Source organism: Brevundimonas sp. AVps5, assembly GCF_058681515.1.
The window spans coordinates 1,573,237-1,593,737 of sequence record NZ_CM178740.1 but is presented as its reverse complement, the minus strand read 5'-3'; the positions used below and the strand labels follow the sequence as shown (position 1 = coordinate 1,593,737).

The window sequence follows — 20,501 nt, the reverse complement described above, 5'->3', positions numbered from 1 at the left end:
GGGAAAAATGCTCGCAGCTTCACCCAGGAATACGACTCGATCCATGCTGCTGTCGGCGGCTTGCGTCGTCGCCCTGACGGTCTCGTCCGGAACCGCGGTGGCCCAGGACAGCCAGGATGCCACCAGTCTCGACGAGATTATCGTCACCGGCACCAAGCGCGCCTCGACGATCCAGGACGTGCCCTTCTCGATCAACGCCCAGACCCAGGAAGACATCCAGCGCTCCGGCGCGGTCACGCTGGAAGATCTGTCCCGGAACGTGGCCGGTCTTTCGATCCAGAACCTGGGGCCAGGCCAGAGCCAGGTTTCCGTGCGCGGCGTGTCCGCCGGCCAGGTCGTGCGCGACCAGCCGGGCGTGAAGGAACAGGTGGGCGTCTATCTGGACGAAAGCGTGATCTCGCTTTCGCTGTTCACCCCTGACCTCGACCTGTTCGACCTCAACCGGGTCGAGACGCTTCGCGGTCCCCAGGGGACCCTGTTCGGCTCCGGTTCGGTAGGCGGCACGGTACGATACATCACCAATCAGCCGGTTCTGGGCGTGACCGAGGGGCTGCTGGAGGCCAACATCAACGTCGTCGAGGAGGACGACGCCGGCGGCCATCTGAAGGGCGCGGTCAACCTGCCGCTCGGCGATACTGCCGCCCTGCGGATTGTTGGCTACCACACCGAATACGCCGGTTTCATCGATGCCCGACGCGAGGGCGGCCGCATCGAGGAGAACATCAACGACGGCAGCCGGACAGGCGGTCGCATCAGCCTTCTGTTCCAGCCCAACGACTCCGTCTCGATCGCGCCGCGTCTCGTCTATCAGGAGATTGAGACCGCCGGCTTCAATCGTCAGGAGGTCTTCAACCTCTACGCTAACCCGTTCACCACCACCCGCCCGGCTGTCGCCTTCGGCGAGCGCGAGCAGTTCCTGCTGCTGGACGAGTCGTTCAGCGACGAGACCTTCCTGGCCGACCTGACGGCCAGCGTCGATCTCGGTGGGGTCGAGCTCACCTCTGTCACAAGCTACATCAACCGCGACATTCTGGTCAGCCGCGACGCCAGCGCCCTGACGGGTTCGGTGTCGGTGGATCTCGGCTTCCCTGCCGCAGCCGTCATGCTGCCGTCGAATCTGCGCGACACCACGGAGCTGGAGCAGACGTCGCAGGAGCTGCGCCTGGCCTCAACCGGCGACGGTGCGTTCCAGTGGCTTGTCGGAGCCTTCTATTCCCAGGTCGATCGCGTCTACCAGCAGACTCTGCCGACACCGGGATACGACGCCGCCACCGACGCTCGCCTGGGCGTGGGAACCTCGGCCTCAACGCGCAACGGCTTCGGTCCGAACTCGCCCTACAACGCCCTGCTGCCTTACGACATAGAACAGATGGCTGTGTTCGGCGAAGCCAGCTACGCCTTCGGCCAGCTGACCGTCACCGGCGGCGGTCGATTCTACGACTTCTCGGAAACCCGCAGCTTCACCTCCGGCGGCCTGTTCGCCAACGGCGACCGCCGCACCGATACGACCGAGTCCAGCGGTTTCACCCCGCGTGTCCTGGTCAGCTACGAGGCGTCGGACAACGTTACCTTCAACGCCCAGGCGGCCCAGGGCTTCCGCCTCGGCGGGGTCAATGATCCGCTCAACATCCCGCTGTGCTCGGCCTCTGACCGCGCCATATTCGGCGGCTTCCAGTCCTATGAGGACGAGACCCTGTGGAACTACGAGGCAGGAGTAAAGTCACGTTTCGGCGCGGTTACTCTCAACTCGGCTGTCTTCTACACGGACATCGAGAACCTGCAGACGACGCTCGACGCCGGCTCCTGCTCGTCGCGGATCGTGTTCAACGTGCCCGAGGCTCACACCGCAGGGGTGGAACTGGAGCTCTCGACCCTGGTGAGCGACAATCTCGAGCTCGGCTTCTCGGGCAGCTTTGTCCAGGCGGAATTCGATTCGACCGTTCGGGATGGCTCGGGTGCCGTGATCGGCGGTATCCGTGAGGGCAATCGCCTGCCGTCGGTGCCGGAGTTGCAGCTGGCGCTGAACGCCACCTACAGCTTCGACCTGGCCGGTGGCATGCCGGCCTATGTCACGGCCTCGTTCCAGCATGTCGGCAGCCGCTACACCCAGGCCAGCGACCAGGAGAACAATCCGCGCTCCTTCACGTCCGGCCTGCCGTTCGGCGGGGCGACGGGCACGCGGGCGACGATCGTCGATCTGGAACTGCCCAGCTACGAGCTGTTCAACATCGCCGCCGGCGTCGAGTTCGACAACGGCGTGGAGGCGGTCGTCTATCTGAACAACGCCTTCGACGAGAACCCTCTGATGTCGTTCGACCGCGAACGCGGCGGCCGGGCGCGCCTCGGCTATTCGGTGGGTGCGCCGCGCACCATGGGCGTGACGCTGCGCCGTTCGTTCTGAGACTGACAGGGCCGGTCCGCGCGTGCGGACCGGCCCGATTCAGCCCAGGGCGCAGTACAGCACTGCGGCCCAGATCGCGACGGCGGCGATGACATAGAGGATGCGATCCCACAGGGTCCGGTGGGGCGGGGGCGGGGGCGGGTCTTTGTCGAACAGGGGCATCGATCAGCTTCAATCCGAATTGCCTGCGCGCCGAAATCGATTAAACCGGCGGGAGTCTGTGAGCTGAGATCACATGAAGTCCGCCGCCCTGCCGCCGCTCAACGCCCTTCGCGCCTTCGAGGCCTTCGCGCGGCATGGAGGGATGACGACGGCGGCGGCCGAACTCTGTGTCACCCACGGTGCCGTCAGCCGCCAGGTCGCGGCGCTGCAGGACCATCTCGGCGTTGCCCTGGTGGTCGGCCCCCGACATCGGCTGACCCTGACACCGGCCGGGGTGGAGCTTGCGGCGCGGCTGGCGGGTGCCTTCGCGACCATTAATGACGCCGTGGAGTCGGCGCGTCGCGACGACCGGCGCGAGATCGAGATCTCCTGCCTCGGCACCTTCGCGCTGAAATGGCTGATCCCGCGGCTGCCGGGGTTCATGGCCCTGTATCCCGAGATCCGGGTGAAGGTGTCGGAGTCCTATGCCGCCGTTGATTTCACCAAGGCACGGCTGGACGGAGCGATCCGCATATTCAATCCGGGTCAGGAGGCGAAGCGGCAGGAGGCGACGCCATTTCTGCGCCAGTACCAGGGGCCGGTCGGTGCGCCGTCGTTGATGCCGCCCGGCACGACCATCGAGGCCATGGGGCGGCTCCCGCGGCTGCACGCCTCGACCTTCCGCGAGAGCTGGGCCGTGTGGAGCGACCTGGTCGGCGTCCGCCTGCCTCCCGCCCCGCAGGAGCGGGAGTTCCAGCACAACAATTCGATGATCGAGGCCGCCGCCGCCGGCATGGGCGCGGCTATCGCGCCCTGGGCTTTCGTTGCGCCCGATGTGGCCGCCGGACGGCTGGTCGCGCCCTTCGGCTTCGCCGAGCGGCCGTCGAAATTCGTTTTCCTGCGGCCGGAGGGTCGCCTGGACGCCTCGGTCGACGCCTTCCGCGACTGGCTGGTCGCGGAAGGGTCTGTCAGTCCGCCCCCGCCTATTCTTTCGACAGGTCCTGGCGATTGAACCAGGCGATGGCACCCGCCAGCGGGGCCAGCGTCCACAGGGCGAGGCTGATGAGGGCCTTGATCACCATGCCCTCGGGCATTCCGGCAGGCGCGCCGTCCGGTCCGACGACCGCCTTCAGGGTGTCGAAGGCCAGGCCCGGCAACAGCAGTTGCGCCGGCCAGCCCGTCGGCTCCCAGCCGAGCAGGGGCAGGCCCGGTCCGCCGAGAAGGGTCTGGGCAAAGCCGAGCACGACCGGCACGAACAGGGCAGCCAGCAGCGACCGCGTCATGACCGCCGCCAAGAGGGCGATCATCGCGTACTGGATGATCCGGACGTAGCCGAGCAGCAGGGTGAGAGCGAACGACCCGGTGTCGTCGCCGTCGAAGGTGAAGGCCAGGGCCAACCCGTTGATCACGGCGCCGGAGACCGAGAAGATCAGGCCTGCGACGATGAAAACCGCGATGGAGATCAGGGTCAGGATCTTGAACACGGCGACCTTGCCCAGGATCAGATTGATCCGGCTGTTGCGGGCGCTCGTCAGCCGCCACGTCTCCCAGCGGTAGTCCCCTGCGTAGAGTGTTGACGCACCGATCAGCATGAAGACCAGGATGGCCCCGTTCGCCACGAAGCCGGCGAGGGTCAACAGATCCTGCCCCAGATCCTCGACGGACTTGACCTGCGCCGTCGCAGCGACGCCGGTGGCAGACAGGTCCCCCGTCACCTCTTCCATGCGTGACTTGGTCACGAGGTGGAAGACGATGCCGCCCCCTATGAACAACAGCGGCACGAACAGGACGGACCAGAACACCGCCATGCGGTTCCGCATCAGGCGGTAAAACTCGGAGAAGACGGAATCAGCCAGCATGGATCGTCTCCGGGTGTTGCACGGAGCCGGTCTCGCTCATGAAGACGCTCTCCAGATCGGCGCCGATCCAGCGGGCCTCGTCGATGTCGACGCCGCCCTGGACCAGGGCGCGCAGCAGGGCCGGGACGTCGGCCCGGGGCAGGGTGGCCATGACGGCGTCAGCCTCCAGCACGGCTGAGGCACCGGCCAGGCTCGACACGATCTCCAGCGTCTTCGAGATCGGTGTCACCGACAGCCTCAGCCGTTCGCCGGAGGCCGTCAGTTCGGAGACCAGGCCTTCGCGCACCAGCTTGCCCCGGTTCAGGATGGCGACGCGGTCGCAGACGCGCTGGACCTCCAGCAGCTGGTGGCTGGCCAGGATCACGGTAATGCCGTCCTTCTCGGACAGGGCGCGGATCAGGGCGCGCATTTCCTGGATGCCGGGCGGATCCATGCCGCTGGTCGGCTCATCGAGGATGACGAGCTCCGGCTCGGTGATCAGGGCGGCCGCGACGCCGAGCCTCTGCAGCATACCGACGGAGAAGCCCCGCACCTTGCGATCCGCAGCCTCGGTCAGGCCTACGCGTTCCAGCCATCCGGCGACGCGTGCGGCATCCGGTGTCAGACCGTGTGCGGAAGACAGCCAGACCAGGACCTGGCGCGCGGTCATGAAGGGCGGGAAACGCGGCGTCTCGATCATCGAACCCATGCGGCGGGATGCCGCGACGTCGCCGATCCGCCCGCCCATGACGGTGGCCTCGCCGTCGGTCGGCCGGATCAGGCCCAGCAGGATGCGGAACAGGGTCGACTTGCCGGCCCCGTTCGGGCCCAGCACGCCATAGACCCCGCCGCGGGGGATGGTCAGGCTCAGCCCGTCCAGGGCGCGAACCGTCCCGTAGGTCTTGGTCAGGTTCCGGGTTTCGATGACAGCGTTCATGGGCAAAGCTTGCCCCGGCGAGACTCGCACGGCAAGCGTGTGGAGGATTAAGCTTCCGACAGGTTCGGGGCCCCGATTGGTTCTCCAGGGATCGCGATAAGCACGCCCGGGAACGTAAAACAGGACCACAGACGGTTACGAGCAGCGCCATCCTCGTATAGGACCCCTCCCCAACGCGTCGACGTGACGGGTTTCAGGTGGTGCAGACTTCAGGAGTGCATGAGATGAGCAGGGTTCTCGTAATCGGGGCAGGGGGCGTAGGCTCCGTCGCCGTCCACAAGATGGCGATGAACGCCGACATCTTCTCGCACATCACACTGGCCTCGCGGACGAAGTCGAAATGCGACGCCATCGCCGTCTCGGTGAAGGAACGCACCGGCGTGGTCATCGACACGGCGGCGATCGACGCCGATGACGTGGCGGCCACCACCGCCCTGATCAAGGCCGTCAAGCCTGCGATCGTGGTCAACCTGGCCCTGCCGTACCAGGACCTCAACATCATGGACGCCTGCCTCGCGGCGGGGGTCCACTATATGGACACCGCCAACTACGAGCCGCGCGAGGAAGCGAAGTTCGAATACAGGTGGCAGTGGGCCTATCAGGACCGCTTCAGGGAGGCCGGTCTGATGGCCCTTCTGGGTTCAGGCTTCGATCCCGGCGTGACCTCGGTGTTCACGACGTACACGAAGAAGCATCTGCTGGATTCGATCGAGACGCTCGACATCCTGGACTGCAACGGCGGCGACACCGGTCTGCCGTTCGCGACCAATTTCAATCCCGAGATCAACCTGCGTGAAGTGACCGCCCCATCGCGTCACTGGGAGAACGGCCAGTGGATCGAGGGCCCGGCCCTGACCCGCAAACAGGTGTTCGACTTCGACCAGGTGGGCGAAAAGAACATGTACCTCATGTACCATGAGGAACTGGAATCGCTGGCGAAATTCTACCCGGAGATCAGCCGCATCCGCTTCTGGATGACGTTCGGCGACTCCTATCTGAAACACCTCGAGGTGCTCGAGAACATCGGCATGACCTCGATCGAGCCGATGCAGTTTCAGGGCCGGGAGATCATCCCGATCGAGTTCCTGAAGGCCCTTCTGCCCGAACCGTCCTCGCTGGGGCCGCTGACCAGGGGCAAGACCAACATCGGAACCATCGCGACCGGCCTGAAGGACGGTGTGCAGAAGACGGTCTACGTCAACAACATCTGCGACCACGAAGAAGCCTACGCCGAGACCGGCAACCAGGCGGTCAGCTACACCACCGGCGTGCCCGCCATGATCGGGGCCGCCATGGTCCTGACCGGCCAGTGGAAGGGGGCGGGCGTGTTCAACATGGAGCAGCTGGATCCTGATCCCTTCATGGATATGCTGAACAGGCACGGCCTGCCGTGGAAGGTGCGGGAGCTGGCCACACCGCTGGCGTTCTGATCGATGCACACCCCTTCCGGTGCCATGGAGACGAAGGCGGGCGGTCCCGGGGCCTTCGCCCGCTTCGACCTCGGCCGCGTGCCGTCGCCCTGTTTCGTCGTCGACGAGGCGGCGGTGGGTCGCAACCTGTCGATCCTGAAGGGCGTCGGGGCGGCCGGTGGCGCAAAGGTCCTGTTGGCGCTGAAAGCCTTTTCGATGTGGTCGCTGGCCGACCTCGTTGAGGAGTATCTGGACGGGGTCTGCGCCTCGGGCCTGTGGGAGGCGCGGCTGGCGCGCGAGTTCTACAAGGGTCACCTGACCACCTATTCGCCGGCCTACAAGGCCGGGGACCTGCCGGAGATCCTGCGCCTTTCGGACTCGGTGATCTTCAACACCCCGAACCAGATCGCCCGCTTCGCTGACCTGATCGCCGAGGCCCGCGGGGCCGGCGAGACCTTCGACATCGGCCTTCGCCTCAACCCCGAACACTCCGAGGCCGAGGTCGCCAAATACGATCCGTGCCAGTTCGGCTCGCGGCTGGGCTTCCCCGCCTCGCAGCTGAAGCCCGAACATCTGGAGGGCGTCGACGGCCTGCACCTGCATGCCCTGTGCGAACAGGGGTTCGAGCCGCTGCAACGCATCTGGGCCTCGCTGGAGCCGAAGCTGGAGGCCCTGCTGCCGTCAGTGAAATGGCTCAACCTCGGCGGCGGCCACCACATCACGCGCGCCGATTACGACCGTGACGGCCTCGCCGCCTTCCTCAGGATGATCGGCGAGCGGCATGGGGTCGAGGTCTATATCGAGCCGGGCGAGGCCATCGCGCTGGACGCCGGCATCCTGGTCGGAGAGGTGCTGGACACCTTCGAGAACAGCCTGCCGATCGCCATCACCGACATCTCGGCGACCTGCCACATGCCCGATGTGATCGAGGCGCCCTACCGTCCGGCCCTGCTTGGGGAAGTGGAGGAGGGCGTCGCCTTCCGGCTGGGCGGGCCGTCCTGCCTGGCCGGCGACATCATCGGCGACTACCGATTCGCTACGCCGCCGGTGGCAGGTACGCGGATCGCCTTCCTCGATCAGGCCCACTATTCGATGGTCAAGACGACGACCTTCAACGGCGTGCCCCTTCCGGCCATCGGGCTCTGGAACTCGGAGACCGACGCCCTGCGGCTGGTCCGACAGTTCGACTACCCCGACTTCCGCGACCGGCTCTCCTGAAGGCTCAGGCGCGCGTCATCTGCGCCGGGCCGCCCATGGCCGGGTCGCTGATCGAGTCCGCTCCGAACTCGATGCGGCCGGCGACACGCCGCACCCAGCCCTCGCCATCCCGCATGGAGATGTCGTGCCAGCCCTCGGCCATCGCGGGGCTGGCGCGCCGCACGGCCGTCGCACCCGGCGCGATCGAGAGGCCCCAGGGAGCCGCCACAGGTCCATAGGGGTCGGCCGAGGCCTCGATCCGTCGTTCCCGGTCGCCGGTATTGGCGATCGTCAGGACCAGGTCACGGCCGTCGGCACCTGGCTCCACCGTCAGCGTCAGGGCATCACGCCCGGGATCTCCGACGAAATGACGATGGAAGCCGTTCGGACCGAGAATCCACAGGTCATAGGGACCCGCCTCCCAGACCCCGTCGATCCGGGCTCCCGCCCCGACCGTGAAGCGCCGCGGCGCCGTCTCCAGCCGCAACCGGTCATAGACGTGCAGGACGGCGGCCGACCGGCCCCGATTGCGGAAGGTCAGACCGAGGGCACCCTCCACGACCTGTTCCGCGACCGCGAGATCATAGGGAAGAGCGCGGGAGCGACGCACGCCGGTCGCCTGGACCGGCGGCTCGGGCGTCTCTGGCGTCGCCGGCGCGGTCCGGCCGGGCAGGGCGGCCGCCCGGGCGGCCAGGGCGGCGGTCGTCGGCAGAGGCGGGAAGGAGGCATTGGGCGTGCGGAAGTCAAAGGCGCCGGTCAGGTCGCCGCACACCGCGCGCCGCCACGGCGAGATGTTCGGCTCCTGGACTCCGAATCGGGTCTCCACAAAGCGAATCACCGAGGTGTGGTCGAACACCTCCGAACTGACCCAGCCGCCCCGGCTCCAGGGCGAGACGACATACATCGGCACGCGTGGCCCCAGGCCATAGGGCCGGCCCGTGAACTCCGGCCGTTCGGTCGCGGCCTCGCTGGCCGTGGTCTCCAGGTGGTATTCGCCGGTCGTGTCGACGGTCGATCCGCCGCCATCGGCGGAGGGCGGCGCGGGCGGCGGGACGTGGTCGAAGAAGCCGTCGTTCTCGTCGAACATGATGAAGAGGACCGTGCGGGCCCAGACGGCCGGATCGGCGGTCAGGGCCTCGATGACCTGGGCGGTGTAGTCCGCGCCCTGGACCGGGCTGGAGGGGCCGGGGTGTTCCGATGCCGCGGCCGGGGCGACGATCCACGACACCTGGGGCAGGGCACCGGTCAACACGTCCTCGCGCAGCCCGTCCAGCCTGCGGGTCGAGAGCCCCAGTTGCGCGAGGCGTGGATCCGACCCGGGCTTGCCGTCATGGCTGTCACGGAAGGTCTGGAATCCGGCCACGGGGTTGTCGGTGAAGTTGTCGGCCATGTCCTGATAGATGCGCCAGCTCACCCCGGCCTCCAGGAGTCGCTCCGGGTAGGTCGTCCAGCGATACGAGTCCGGATGGCCGCCGTCGGCGACAAGTGCGTCGTGTGAGTTGGAGATCGATGGACCCCCCTTCGTGCCTGACGGATCGTTCGTCCCGGTCCACAGGAACAGCCGGTTTGAGTTGGTGCCCGTCTGCATCGAGCAATGGTAGGCATCGCAGACCGTGAAGGCCTCGGCCAGGGCGTACTGGAAGGGGATGTCCTTCTGCCGGAAATAGCCCATCGAATGCTCGGTCTTGGCGACCGGCCAGGCCGCCATTCGACCCTCGTCCCAGGCCGCCTGGGCGTCGGACCAGCTGTGCGGCGTGCCCTCGACGCGCATCAGTCGGAAGTCCTCCGCCGTGTTCAGCGGAAACGGGGCGATGACCGCCGGTCGACCGGGACGGCCGGGATTGGCCTGGACCCAGCAGGTTCCGTTTTTGCGGTCGGGCGTCTCCGCGACCGGGATCGGGAAGCGGTCGCCAAAGCCGCGCACACCCTTCATCGCCCCGAAATAGTGATCGAACGACCGGTTCTCCTGCATCAGGATCACGACATGATCGACATCCGACACCGTGCCGGTTCGGACGTCGGCGGGGATGCTCATGGCCCGGGCGATGGCCGGCGCGAAGGCCGAGGCCCCGGCAGCGAGCAGAAGACGACGGCGGTCCAGGGGCATTGATCTCTCCAGAATAGGCGTCGTCTTCTAACCACGGTCGTGCGAACGCGGCATGACGCCGCGCCTGAAGACAAACCGACCTGGCCCGGCAAGACCCTCCGCCCCATGTCGACCCTGAACCCCGAGGGGCACCGGCCCGTGATCCTGATCTCCAGCGCGGACCTGGCCTTCTCCATGGCCGCTGTGCCGGGCTGGCCCGGGGGTCGGAAGACCGAACGCGCCGGGGCGGCGACCACGCCTTGATCCGGCCCGAAAGCGGGGCAGATATAGGGCCCTGACCATGGCTGACTTCCGGACGACGATGAAGACTTCGATGATCGCCCTCGCGGCGGCCCTGACGCTGGCCGCCTGTGGCAACGCCAACTCCACAAGGGCCCAGGACGGCGTCTTCGCCGAACCCACGGACCGCCAGACGCCCACTGACTCCACCTCAATGAAACAGAGCTTCGCCCCCGTGGTGCGCGAGGCGGCCCCGGCCGTGGTCAATATCTCCGCCCGCTCGGTCCAGCGGGTCCAGGCCGATCCCTTCTTCCAGTTCTTCGGCGGCGGCATGCCCCAGCAGCGGGTGGCGGAATCCGCAGGGTCCGGCGTCATCATCCGCTCCGACGGCATCGTGGTGACCAACAACCACGTTATCGAAGGCGCGACCCAGATCCGGGTCGTCCTCAACGACCGCCGCGAATACCCGGCCGAGGTCATCCTCGCCGACGAGCGCTCCGACATCGCCGTGCTCCAGCTTCAGGGCGTCACCGAACAACTGCCCGTCCTCGCCATCGACGACCGCGAGGAACAGGAGGTCGGCGACCTGGTCCTGGCCATCGGCAATCCGTTCGGCGTCGGCCAGACGGTGACCAACGGCATCATCTCGGCCCTGAACCGGACCGAGACCGGCATCTCGGATTCGGGCTCCTTCATCCAGACCGACGCGGCCATCAATCCCGGCAACTCCGGCGGTCCCCTGGTCGACATGGACGGCGACGTCATCGGCATAAACACGGCCATCTTCTCGCGCTCCGGCTCGTCGGCGGGCGTCGGCTTCGCCGTGCCGGCCTCGATGGTGCGGCGCGTGGTCGATTCCGCCCTCGGCGGCGAGACGGCGGTCGTCCGGCCCTGGCTGGGTGTGAAGGGCGACACGGTCTCGGCCGAGATCGCCCGGTCGCTCGGCATGGCCCGGCCCCAGGGCCTGATCGTCACCGAAGTCTGGTCCGGCGGTCCGGGCGCGCGTGCGGGTCTGCGCGAGGGTGACGTCATCACGGCGCTGGACGGTGCCGAGGTCCACGACCAGGCCGGCCTGAACTTCCGCGTCGGCACCCGCAGCCCGAACGAGACGGTCGCCGTGACCGTCCTGCGCGAGAGCCGCAGCCAGACGATCAACGCGCGCGTCCTGCCCCTTCCGGGCGAAGCGCAGCGCGCACCGTCGGTCGCCATCGCCCAGGGACCGCTCGTGGGCCTGCGAGTCTCGGCCGTCAGTCCGGCCGAAGCTGACGCCCTCGCCAACGACCCCTTCGCCGCCATCCCGGTCGTGACCGGGGTATCGGGCCGCGCCGCCAACTGGGGCCTGCGCGAAGGCGATCTGATCGTGGCGATCAACAATCGCCCGGCCTCGGTCGCCCTGTTGCGGGGCCTCACCGGCCGTGCCCAACTCACCATTCAGCGTGACGGCCGTCAGCTTCGCGGCGTCGTGGGGTAGGACAGGCTTCGCTGACCCCGCGCAGCGGTCGTGGCGTCAGCCCTTGATCGGCGCCCCGACCGACCAGCAGTGACCGAACGGATCCTTGACCTGGCCGTAGCGGTCGCCCCAGAACTGGTCCGCCAGCGGCTGGATCGGCACGCAGCCGGCGGTGATCGCCCGGGCCCACCACTCGTCGGCGTCGTCGACGAAGAGGTGGATGGTCACCGATTTCGGCACGACATCCACGTCCATGCCGTATTCCGGAAACTCGTCCGACAGCATCACGCTGCCGCCGTTGATATGCAGGTGGGCGTGGATCAGCCGCTCGCCATCCTCGGCCAGCATGCGCCGGACCTCGACGGCCCCGAAGGCGCGGGCATAGAACTCCGCCGCCGCCTGACCGCCGCGCGAGGCGATACTCAGATACGGAGTCACGCCGGTCAGAGGCCGGGGCGCATCCACGCGTTCCATGCGAACTCCTTTGATTGGCCCGCATTGTAGCGCGTGAAATCACCGTTGCGAACGCCTACATCTGACCGTTCATGACCGACCTGTTCGAAGCCTCCGGCATCCATCCCCCCGACGCGCCGCTGGCGGATCGCCTGCGCCCGGCCACCCTCGACGAAGTGGTGGGCCAGGATCACCTGCTGGGTGAAGGCGGGCCGATCCGGCGCATGATCGAGGCCGGCCGGCTCGGCTCCATGATCCTGTGGGGGCCTCCCGGCACCGGCAAGACCACGATCGCACGGCTTTTGGCCAGGGCCGCCGGCTACCAGTACCAGCAGATCTCGGCGGTCTTCTCCGGCGTCGCCGACCTGAAGAAGGCCTTTGAACAGGCGCGGGTCCGCCGCGCCGCCGGTCAGTCCACGCTCCTGTTCGTCGACGAGATCCACCGCTTCAACCGCGCCCAGCAGGACGGCTTTCTGCCGTTCGTGGAGGAGGGGGTCGTCACCCTTGTCGGGGCCACGACCGAGAACCCGTCGTTCGAGCTGAACGGGGCTCTTCTCTCGCGCAGCCAGGTCTTCGTACTGAAACGTCTCGACGACGCGGCGCTCGATCAATTGTTGACGCGGGCCGAGGCGCAGGAGCGGCAGGCCCTGCCTCTGACGCCCGAGGCGCGTCACGCCCTGACAGCCTTGGCCGACGGCGACGGCCGTTATCTGCTGACCATGGCCGAGACCCTGTTCGCCCTGCCGGCCGAGCCGGTGCTGGACGTCCAGGCCCTGGCGGGAACCCTGCAACGCCGCGCGCCCGCCTACGACAAGTCGAGAGAAGAACACTACAACCTCATATCCGCACTGCATAAATCGGTTCGCGGCTCCGACCCGGACGCGGCCCTCTACTGGCTGGCGCGGATGCTGAACGGCGGCGAGGATCCCCTCTATCTGGCGCGCCGGATCGTGCGGATGGCGGTCGAGGACATCGGCGAGGCGGACCCCCTGTCGATCATGGTCGCCAATGCGGCCAAGGACACCTACGACTTCCTCGGCAGTCCCGAGGGCGAACTGGCCCTGGCCCAGGCGGTGGTCCATCTGGCGACCGCGCCCAAGTCGGTCGCGGTCTACGAGGCCTTCAAGGCAGCGAAGAAGGCGGCGGCCGAGACCGGCTCCCTGATGCCGCCGGCCCATATCCGCAACGCGCCGACGAAGCTGATGAAGTCGCTCGGCTACGGCAAGGGCTATCAGTACGACCCGGACACCGAGGAGGGCTTCTCCGGAGCGAACTTCTTCCCCGACGAGATGGAGCGGCGCGTCTTCTACGTCCCGAAAGGCGAGGGGCACGAGGAGAAGATCAAGGCGCGGCTGGAACGCTGGGCGCAGATGCGGGCGGCAATGCAGGGGAACAGGGAATGAATATCAACCAGGTCACGCTGGACGTAAGGGATATCGAGCGCTCGAGAGCATTTTACGAGCGACTGGGTCTAATCCTGATCGTGTCGAGCGATCATTATGCGCGGTTCGTCTGTCCAGCCTCTCCAAACGAACGTGCAGCGACATTTTCGATCCATCTCGCTCAGACGGTAACGCCCGGCGGGACGGGGGTCTATTTCGAGTGCGACGATCTCGATGCCCGTGTCGCGCGGCTGAAGTCGGCGGGCGTGACGTTTGACAACGATCCCGTGGACCAGCGCTGGCTGTGGCGAGAGGCGTGGTTGCGCGATCCGGATGGAAACCGCCTGTGTCTGTATTTCGCGGGGCAGAACCGGATTGATCCCCCGTGGAGGGTTCGTCCCGCATCTGACTGATCACCGTTCATTGTTCGCCTCGCGTGAACGGCATAGCTTTGCCGTTCACGCGATCCTTGGGAGGGGACGATGGCTGACGGAACGAAGACGCCCTGGCACCTGTGGCTGGTGGGCGTGCTGAGCCTGCTGTGGAACGGCTACGGCGGTTTTGATTTCATCATGACCAACACCCAGGGCGAGACCTATTTGCGCGCCTCGGGCATGACCCAGCCCATGATCGACTACTTCATGGCCATGCCGACGTGGATGTATGTGCCGTGGACGCTCGGGGTGTGGGGTGCCCTCGCGGGGTCGGTCCTGCTGCTGCTTCGCATGAAATGGGCGGTCCATGCCTTCGCCCTGTCGTTGATCGGCGCCGCCACCAGCCTGATCTTCGGCCTGATCAACCCCATGCCCGGCCTGCCGCCTGAAATGGCCGTCATGGCCTGGATGCCCTGGGTCATCGTCTTTATCGCCGCCTTCCTGCTCTTGTACGCCTGGACGATGGGCAAGCGGGGCGTTCTCCGCTAACCGGCGGGGGTGTCCGACCGCACCCCCGTCACCCTTTCGCCTGAAGAGATCGCCGCCGTCCGCTCGTGGGTCATCCACGAGGACGCCTCGACGATCGCTTTCGCCAAGCCCGCAGGCCTGTCCAGCCAGGGCGGCCGGATCCAGGCCCATACGCTGGACGACCTGCTGTGGGCCTTCGCGCGCTCGAACGGCAAGCGGCCGGACCTGGTCCACCGGCTGGATCGCGACACGTCCGGCGTCATTCTCGCAGCGAAAACCAAACCGGCCGCCGGCTTCCTCGGCAAGGCGATCCAGGCGCACAGGCTGACCAAGACCTATCTGGCGCTCGTGTCAGCCGCGCCCGAGCCCGCCAGCGGCGACATCAATGTCCCCCTGGTGCGTCAGGAGATCGGCCGGGAAAGCTACATGCGCGTCGCCGCCTTCGATACGAAAGGCGCCCAGGGGTCGCGCAGCAAATACCGGACCCTGTCGTCCAGCGAGGACGGCGCCCTGATCGAGCTCCAGCCCTTCACCGGCCGGATGCACCAGCTTCGCGTCCACATGGCCCACATCGGCCGGCCTCTGGTCGGCGACGTCCGTTACGGCGGGGCTTTGACAGCCGCGGGCAGGGGCGCGCCCCGGCTGATGCTGCACGCCGCGTCGTTGAGGTTCCCGCACCCTGAAGGCGGCGACCGCACGGTGACGGCTGACCCGCCGGAGGATTTCAAAGCACTGGCCGAGGCGATGGGGCTGAAGATCTAGCGTCCCTTCTCCCCTTGCGGGAGAAGGTGGCCGAGCGAAGCGAGGTCGGATGAGGGGTCATGCTGACGTTTGAAATCAGCCTCGCCTACCCTCACTCCAGCCATCGGCGTGACCCCTCATCCGTTAGCCTTCGGCTGCCACCTTCTCCCGCAGGGGGAGAAGGAAGACAGGCAATACCCATCAACGGACGCATTGATTCGCTCAATCAAATCAAGGCCCGGCCCTGACGAGAGGCCTTTTATCCATCACGCCCTGAAACGCCCTCATACTGATCCGTTCATGCGGAGGGGATCACCATGGGCGAACGGTTCGGAGCCTTTGGACGGTGCTTCCGGGTTCGCGCCAGCGAGACTCAGTGGACTATCTGGACTGAATTCTTCGGAGTCGGGTTCATCGGGAACGGCTCGCCCGCCCACAGCGCTTATCCGTGCGAAAGGACTCCGCCCATGATCCGCACCCTCGTCGTCGCTACGGTCGCCCTGTCGCTGGCGGCCTGCGCCAGCCTCGCCCCCTACGGACCCCGGCCTGGACCAAACAGGCAGGGCTATTCCGAACAGCGGATCGAGAGCGACCGCTACCGCGTCACCTACAACGGCGTCGGCGCGTCGGGGCCGGTCGCCGACATGGCCCTGCTGCGCGCGGCCGACCTGACCATCGAACAGAGCTACGACTGGTTCGAGGTGACCCAGCGCTTTGTCGACGGCCGTCCGGATAGCGCCGGCGGCGTCCGGCCCAGCATCTCCATGGGCTATGGAGGCGGCTCGGGCAGATTTGGAGGCTATCGATATTCGTCGTCAGGCGTGGGCGTGGGCCTGAATTTCGAAGGCCCGGCGCCGACCTCGACCGTCCTTGAAATCCGCCTCGGCCGAGGCGCCCGCCCCGATCGGGGCGAGGCCTATGAAGCGCGCGAGGTCCGGTATTCCCTCAGCGGCCGCGAGTGAGGGCCCGGTATTCGACGAGACGTTCCTTGTCGCGCCGGACCTGGTCGCCGATCGTATTGTCGACGTCCAGAGACGCGTACCGGACCCAGCCTTCCACGCCGAGCTTGTCCTTCACCGCGGCGGTCGGGGTCCGCCAGTTGAAGTAGGACAGCCAGGACACCAGCAGCCCCATACCCAGGGCGACCAGCTGCAGGACCCGGAAGCCGACCTCGTTGGCGGCAGGCGCGGGCCAGAAGGCGAAGACGGCCAGCCAGACCAGCAGGACGAACGGTGTCGTGATCCGCGCGACCCAGCGCATCCAGTAGCGTTCCCGCCGCACGCGCCACAGTTCCATCTGGGCGAACTTTTCCAGGTATTCCATGCGCGCGCCGATCCACATCACCAATCGGGTCAGGAACAGGGCGCGCTGGCCCCAGCCCTTGCCGTCCATCTGGAACTGGGTCTCGGCCTGGTCCGACAGGGCCCGCGCATTTGTGAACAGGTTTTGCAACTCCCGCGTCCGCTGAACCACCTCGCGGGACAGTTCATAGGAATCGTTCTCCAGCCGGAACCGGTACTGGACGAACAGGATCGAAGAGACGCCGAAGAAGATGCCGACCGAGATCAGCATGCCCAGAACCGCCAGACCCAACCCCTGCGGCTGCCCGCCGGTCCACTCGGCGAACAGGCCGGGTCCAAGGACGGCCATGGCCGCGAACGCGATCAGAGCGAGGCCCTGGGTCAGTCGCTTGGTGATCACATGAACGCGCAAGGCGTTGAACACGCGTCGCCCGTATCCGTGGATGCGGCCCCGGATGTCTTCATCGACGGGGAAGCGTTCCTCGATCTGCCGGGTGAACAGGACGTGGAAACGGTCCGGCTTGTTCTCGGTCTCCCAGAACGGAAAGATATCCAGCGGCTGGTTGAAATAATGGTCGATATTGGCCGAGATGATCCGGATGGCTTCCGGATCCAGGGTGAAATAATCGCTCTCCTGGATCGGACGCAGGATGCCGTCGTCCGAAACTGTAGGCTGCGGCTGGTCCGACGGCATGGCCGCCGGGACAGGACGGTTCGGAACGTCGGCCGTACCCGGAGGCGGGGCGGGCGGCGACACCGGGATGTCGAGGTTCGGGCCCGGCTGGGGCGTTTGATGATCGTCGTGCGACATGACGGACGGTGTGACCCTTGCGACCTTGACCCGGCACTATGGCAGAACCCGTTGCCGGACCGAACGGGTTCTCTCCCAACGCGAAGCTTCGGTATCGCCGTTAACCCTGTGGCGCGGCAAGTGAAGTTTCAGTCAGGTGACGCAGGCGTGTGTGGAGGTATAAGGCCTCGATCATGACAAGACTTCTGCTGGTCGCCCTCGGCGGAGCGCTGGGCTCCATGGCGCGCTACGGCGTGGGACTGGGCGCCGCGCGTCTTTTTCCCGCATCCGCCTGGCCCTTGGGCACGCTGACGGTCAATGCCGTCGGCGGTCTGGCCATGGGGCTGCTGGTCGGCTGGATCGGGCTGAAGGCCGGTGCCGCTCAGGAGACCGTACGCGTCTTCGGGGCCGTTGGCGTGCTGGGCGGCTTCACAACCTTCTCGGCCTTCTCGCTTGAGACGGTCCTGATGATCGAGCGGCGTGAATACGGTCTGGCGGGTGCCTATATCCTGCTGTCGGTGCTGCTGGCCGTCGCGGCCCTGATGGCCGGACTGATGCTGGCCCGCCGCGCATTCGGAGACGCCCTGTGAGCTATGACCCCAACGAGGCCGCCGCCGAGGCTCCGGCGCCCAAGGGGCCGGTCGGTGCCCGCGAGGCCCAGATCCTGTATGTCGCCGAGGCCGAGGACGGCATCCGGCTGGACCGCTGGTTCCGCCGGCGCTGGCCTCACCTTTCGAACATCCAGGTGCAGAAGATGGCTCGCGGCGGCCAGATCCGGGTCGATGGTGCCCGCATCAAGCCCGAAGGCCGCCTGACCGCCGGCGCCGCCGTGCGCGTGCCGCCGATCCCCGAACCGATCGTCCGAGCCCCGGGCGAGCACATGGCCCTGACCCCCGCCGACATCGCCTTCGCCAAATCGATGGTGATCTACGAGGATGACCTCGTCATCGCCCTGAACAAGCCCTGGGGCCTTGCGGTGCAGGGCGGAACCAAGACCACGCGCCACGTCGACCGCCTGCTGTCGGCCTGGGGCGAGGGAATGGACCGACCCCGACTGGTGCACCGGCTCGACCGCGACACTTCGGGCGTCCTTCTGCTCGGCAAGGGGCCGGAGGCGGCCAAGCGACTGGCGGGTGCCTTCGCCCGGCGTCAGGCGAAGAAAACCTACTGGGCCATCGTTCTCGGCCTGCCCAAGCCGAATGCAGGTCAGATCGACCTGCATCTGAAGAAATCCGGCATCAATGACTACGAGATCATGCGTCCGGCCGACCCCAAGGAGAACGGGGCCGAACCGGCGGAGACCGCCTTCGCCCTGATCAGCCATGCCGGCCAGCGGGCCTCCTGGATGGCGCTGCGGCCCTTCACCGGACGGACCCACCAACTGCGGGCACACATGAAGGCGATCGGCCATCCCATTCTGGGCGATCCGAAATACGGCGACGAGAAATCAACCGAACTCAGCGGTCCGCTGAAGCTGCAACTGCATGCCCGTCGCATCGAACTGGATCACCCTTCGGGCGGCAAGCTGATCGTCGAAGCGCCGATCAGCGCCGAACTACGGGCCGGCTTCCAGCATTTCGGCTTCGACGAGGGCGAGTCGGATCACGATCCGTTTGAGGGCGTGAGGCGTCAGCGATGAGCCGCCCGCTCGCGGTGTTCGACATCGACGGCACCCTGGTCGACAGCCGCGCCTCGATCCTGCAGGCGGCGACGGACGCGGCGCGGGACCTGGGCCTGCCGGATCCGGACTACGACAGGGTGCGCCAGATTGTCGGGCTGAGCCTGCCGCATGCGCTGGCGGTGCTCGAACCCGGCCTGACGGCCGAGGAGCTCGAGCGGTTCACCGAGGGTTTCCGGGCCAGCTTCAACCGGCTGTACGCCTCCGGCCACGAAGAGCCGCTGTATCCCGGTGCGATGGAGACACTGCGTCGGCTGCGCCGCGATGGCTGGCGGCTGTCGCTGGCGACGGGCCAGAATAGACGCGGCGTGGCGCGGAACCTGGCGCGGGCGGGGTGGGCCGAGCTGTTCGTGTCGTCCCACTGCGCAGAGGACGGGCCGGGCAAGCCGGATCCGGCCATGCTGCATGCCGCCATGACGGCCTGTTCGGCGGATGCCGCCTCGACGGTGATGATCGGCGACACGGCTCACGACATCGCCATGGCGCGAGCCGCCGGGGTCATGCCCCAGGGCGTGGCCTGGGGCTTCCATACGCCTGAGGAACAGGTCGATGCCGGGGCCGCTCACGTCGCCACGGACTTCGCCGACCTGGAAGCCGCTCTCCATCGCTTCGCCGCACGAGCCTTCGCATGAGCCATATCCCGTCCCTGGACCCGATGGTCGCCGCCCGGAAAGGCTTCCGCGAATCCGAGGAGCGGCTGAAGCGCTTCTGGAAAGAGGCGTCTGTCGCCCCTGAGGATGCGGGTGGCTGGGTTGTTCTGCTGGACGGCCGCGGGCCGAAGACGCCGGCGCACAACCGCTTCCTGCTGCCGACCCAGGCCGCGGCGCAGATGGTCGCCGACGAATGGGGGGCGCAGGGCGAGTTCCTCGATCCGGGGACCATGCCGGCGACGCGGATTGCGGCCACCGCGATCGACCGGGTGGCGCTCACGCGCGAGCCGGTGGCGGAGGAAATCGCCGCCTATGTCGGGTCTGACCTGCTCTGCTACCTCGCTGAACACCCGACGCCGCTGGTCGCAGAACAGACTCGAGCGTGGACACCGTGGCGCGAGTGGGCCGAGCGGGAGCTCGGCGTCATCGTCCAGCCGACTGCGGGCATCATTCATCGGCCGCAACCGCCGGAAAGTATCGCCCGGGTGCGGGAACTGGCGCTGGAGCTGGACGATTTTCGGCTGACAGCCCTGGCCATGGGCGTGCCGTTGCTGGGCAGCGCCATCCTGGGCCTGGCGGTCCAGCGCGGTTCGCTGGGCGGGGAGGCGGCCTTCGAACTGAGCCGGCTCGACGAAGCCTTCCAGGAACGTCAGTGGGGCGTCGACGCCGAGGCCGGGGAACGGACGGCCGCCCGCAGGGCCGAGGCCGTGCTGATCGACCGCTGGTTCCGCGCCCTGGGCTAGGCCTGCGCGAATGGGGATTGCGATCCGGCGCGGAAGAATCCGACCGTGCACGCATCAAGCGTAGCCGTCGCGCCACGGCCGTGGACAATCACGGCTCGAGCCCAGCTTGTCATTCCAGTGCCGCCAAGCTGTCGCGGGCCTGTCTCGTGCCCCCTCTAGCAG

At 67.1% G+C, this 20,501-nt stretch carries 21 protein-coding genes; 15 read left to right on the top strand and 6 right to left on the bottom strand.

The features are described from left to right. The first annotated feature begins 7 nt into the window (after nucleotides 1-7). Nucleotides 8-2,401: a TonB-dependent receptor gene (locus ACW18A_RS08205; RefSeq protein ID WP_492024277.1), complete on the top strand. Its 2,394-nt coding sequence runs from the start codon at nucleotides 8-10 to the stop codon at nucleotides 2,399-2,401. Nucleotides 2,402-2,440: 39 nt separating this feature from the next. Here the strand turns inward: ACW18A_RS08205 and ACW18A_RS08200 are convergent, their stop codons facing one another. Continuing rightward, nucleotides 2,441-2,563: a hypothetical protein gene (locus tag ACW18A_RS08200; protein WP_492024276.1), complete on the bottom strand. Its 123-nt coding sequence runs from the start codon at nucleotides 2,561-2,563 to the stop codon at nucleotides 2,441-2,443. Nucleotides 2,564-2,636: 73 nt separating this feature from the next. Here ACW18A_RS08200 and ACW18A_RS08195 point away from each other — a divergent pair, with 73 nt between their 5' ends. Continuing rightward, nucleotides 2,637-3,554: a LysR substrate-binding domain-containing protein gene (locus ACW18A_RS08195; RefSeq protein ID WP_492024275.1), complete on the top strand. Its 918-nt coding sequence runs from the start codon at nucleotides 2,637-2,639 to the stop codon at nucleotides 3,552-3,554. Here ACW18A_RS08195 and ACW18A_RS08190 read toward each other — a convergent pair. Further along, nucleotides 3,526-4,401, bottom strand: a complete 876-nt coding sequence (locus ACW18A_RS08190) for a hypothetical protein (protein WP_492024274.1) — start codon at nucleotides 4,399-4,401, stop codon at nucleotides 3,526-3,528. The genes ACW18A_RS08195 and ACW18A_RS08190 overlap by 29 nt on opposite strands. Then, entirely contained in the window at nucleotides 4,391-5,317 is a 927-nt protein-coding gene (locus ACW18A_RS08185; RefSeq protein WP_492024273.1) for an ABC transporter ATP-binding protein, read from the bottom strand. Before ACW18A_RS08185 ends, ACW18A_RS08190 begins: the two co-directional genes overlap by 11 nt. A gap of 224 nt (nucleotides 5,318-5,541) precedes the next feature. Here ACW18A_RS08185 and ACW18A_RS08180 point away from each other — a divergent pair, with 224 nt between their 5' ends. Further along, entirely contained in the window at nucleotides 5,542-6,747 is a 1,206-nt protein-coding gene (locus ACW18A_RS08180; RefSeq protein ID WP_492024272.1) for a saccharopine dehydrogenase family protein, read from the top strand. Nucleotides 6,748-6,750: 3 nt separating this feature from the next. Beyond that, on the top strand, nucleotides 6,751-7,944 hold the full coding sequence (locus ACW18A_RS08175; RefSeq protein WP_492024271.1) for a carboxynorspermidine decarboxylase: 1,194 nt from the start codon (nucleotides 6,751-6,753) through the stop codon (nucleotides 7,942-7,944). Between the two features lie 4 nt (nucleotides 7,945-7,948). Here ACW18A_RS08175 and ACW18A_RS08170 read toward each other — a convergent pair whose 3' ends face one another. Then, the gene (locus ACW18A_RS08170) at nucleotides 7,949-10,030 is read right to left on the bottom strand and encodes a phosphocholine-specific phospholipase C (protein ID WP_492024270.1); all 2,082 of its coding nucleotides are present in this window, start codon (nucleotides 10,028-10,030) and stop codon (nucleotides 7,949-7,951) included. A 105-nt stretch (nucleotides 10,031-10,135) separates the two neighbouring features. Here ACW18A_RS08170 and ACW18A_RS08165 point away from each other — a divergent pair, with 105 nt between their 5' ends. Both ACW18A_RS08165 and ACW18A_RS08160 read left to right on the top strand, forming a co-directional pair. Further along, on the top strand, nucleotides 10,136-10,273 hold the full coding sequence (locus ACW18A_RS08165) for a hypothetical protein (protein WP_492024269.1): 138 nt from the start codon (nucleotides 10,136-10,138) through the stop codon (nucleotides 10,271-10,273). 58 nt (nucleotides 10,274-10,331) lie between these two features. Continuing rightward, on the top strand, nucleotides 10,332-11,720 hold the full coding sequence (locus tag ACW18A_RS08160) for a Do family serine endopeptidase (protein WP_492024370.1): 1,389 nt from the start codon (nucleotides 10,332-10,334) through the stop codon (nucleotides 11,718-11,720). A gap of 36 nt (nucleotides 11,721-11,756) precedes the next feature. Here the strand turns inward: ACW18A_RS08160 and ACW18A_RS08155 are convergent, their stop codons facing one another. Then, the gene (locus ACW18A_RS08155; RefSeq protein ID WP_492024268.1) at nucleotides 11,757-12,173 is read right to left on the bottom strand and encodes a VOC family protein; all 417 of its coding nucleotides are present in this window, start codon (nucleotides 12,171-12,173) and stop codon (nucleotides 11,757-11,759) included. Between the two features lie 71 nt (nucleotides 12,174-12,244). Between ACW18A_RS08155 and ACW18A_RS08150 the strand changes: the two genes are divergently transcribed. From ACW18A_RS08150 to ACW18A_RS08130, 5 genes are all read left to right on the top strand, one after another. Further along, entirely contained in the window at nucleotides 12,245-13,555 is a 1,311-nt protein-coding gene (locus tag ACW18A_RS08150; protein WP_492024267.1) for a replication-associated recombination protein A, read from the top strand. Further along, nucleotides 13,552-13,947, top strand: coding sequence for a VOC family protein (locus tag ACW18A_RS08145; RefSeq protein WP_492024266.1), 396 nt, complete (start codon nucleotides 13,552-13,554; stop codon nucleotides 13,945-13,947). The genes ACW18A_RS08150 and ACW18A_RS08145 overlap by 4 nt, the downstream gene beginning before the upstream one ends. 69 nt (nucleotides 13,948-14,016) lie before the next feature. Then, complete coding sequence (locus ACW18A_RS08140) at nucleotides 14,017-14,457, top strand: hypothetical protein (RefSeq protein ID WP_492024265.1); 441 nt, start codon at nucleotides 14,017-14,019, stop codon at nucleotides 14,455-14,457. 9 nt (nucleotides 14,458-14,466) lie between these two features. After that, on the top strand, nucleotides 14,467-15,198 hold the full coding sequence (locus tag ACW18A_RS08135; protein WP_492024264.1) for an RluA family pseudouridine synthase: 732 nt from the start codon (nucleotides 14,467-14,469) through the stop codon (nucleotides 15,196-15,198). A gap of 446 nt (nucleotides 15,199-15,644) precedes the next feature. Then, the gene (locus ACW18A_RS08130; protein ID WP_492024263.1) at nucleotides 15,645-16,139 is read left to right on the top strand and encodes a CC0125/CC1285 family lipoprotein; all 495 of its coding nucleotides are present in this window, start codon (nucleotides 15,645-15,647) and stop codon (nucleotides 16,137-16,139) included. Here ACW18A_RS08130 and ACW18A_RS08125 read toward each other — a convergent pair. Further along, nucleotides 16,123-17,289, bottom strand: a complete 1,167-nt coding sequence (locus ACW18A_RS08125; RefSeq protein WP_492024262.1) for a hypothetical protein — start codon at nucleotides 17,287-17,289, stop codon at nucleotides 16,123-16,125. The genes ACW18A_RS08130 and ACW18A_RS08125 overlap by 17 nt on opposite strands. 173 nt (nucleotides 17,290-17,462) lie before the next feature. On the opposite strand from ACW18A_RS08125, the gene crcB reads away from it, so the two are divergent. The 4 genes from crcB to ACW18A_RS08105 are packed head-to-tail and all read left to right on the top strand — an operon-like array spanning nucleotide 17,463 to nucleotide 20,339. Beyond that, nucleotides 17,463-17,858 (top strand): fluoride efflux transporter CrcB, encoded by a 396-nt coding sequence (crcB, locus tag ACW18A_RS08120; protein WP_492024261.1) that lies wholly within the window; start codon nucleotides 17,463-17,465, stop codon nucleotides 17,856-17,858. Beyond that, a complete protein-coding gene (locus ACW18A_RS08115) occupies nucleotides 17,855-18,907 on the top strand; it encodes an RluA family pseudouridine synthase (protein ID WP_492024260.1) in 1,053 nt (350 codons plus the stop codon). The genes crcB and ACW18A_RS08115 overlap by 4 nt, the downstream gene beginning before the upstream one ends. Beyond that, the gene (locus ACW18A_RS08110) at nucleotides 18,904-19,578 is read left to right on the top strand and encodes an HAD-IA family hydrolase (protein ID WP_492024259.1); all 675 of its coding nucleotides are present in this window, start codon (nucleotides 18,904-18,906) and stop codon (nucleotides 19,576-19,578) included. The genes ACW18A_RS08115 and ACW18A_RS08110 overlap by 4 nt, the downstream gene beginning before the upstream one ends. Next, the gene (locus tag ACW18A_RS08105; RefSeq protein ID WP_492024258.1) at nucleotides 19,575-20,339 is read left to right on the top strand and encodes an ATP12 family chaperone protein; all 765 of its coding nucleotides are present in this window, start codon (nucleotides 19,575-19,577) and stop codon (nucleotides 20,337-20,339) included. Before ACW18A_RS08110 ends, ACW18A_RS08105 begins: the two co-directional genes overlap by 4 nt. Nucleotides 20,340-20,501: the final 162 nt, after the last annotated feature.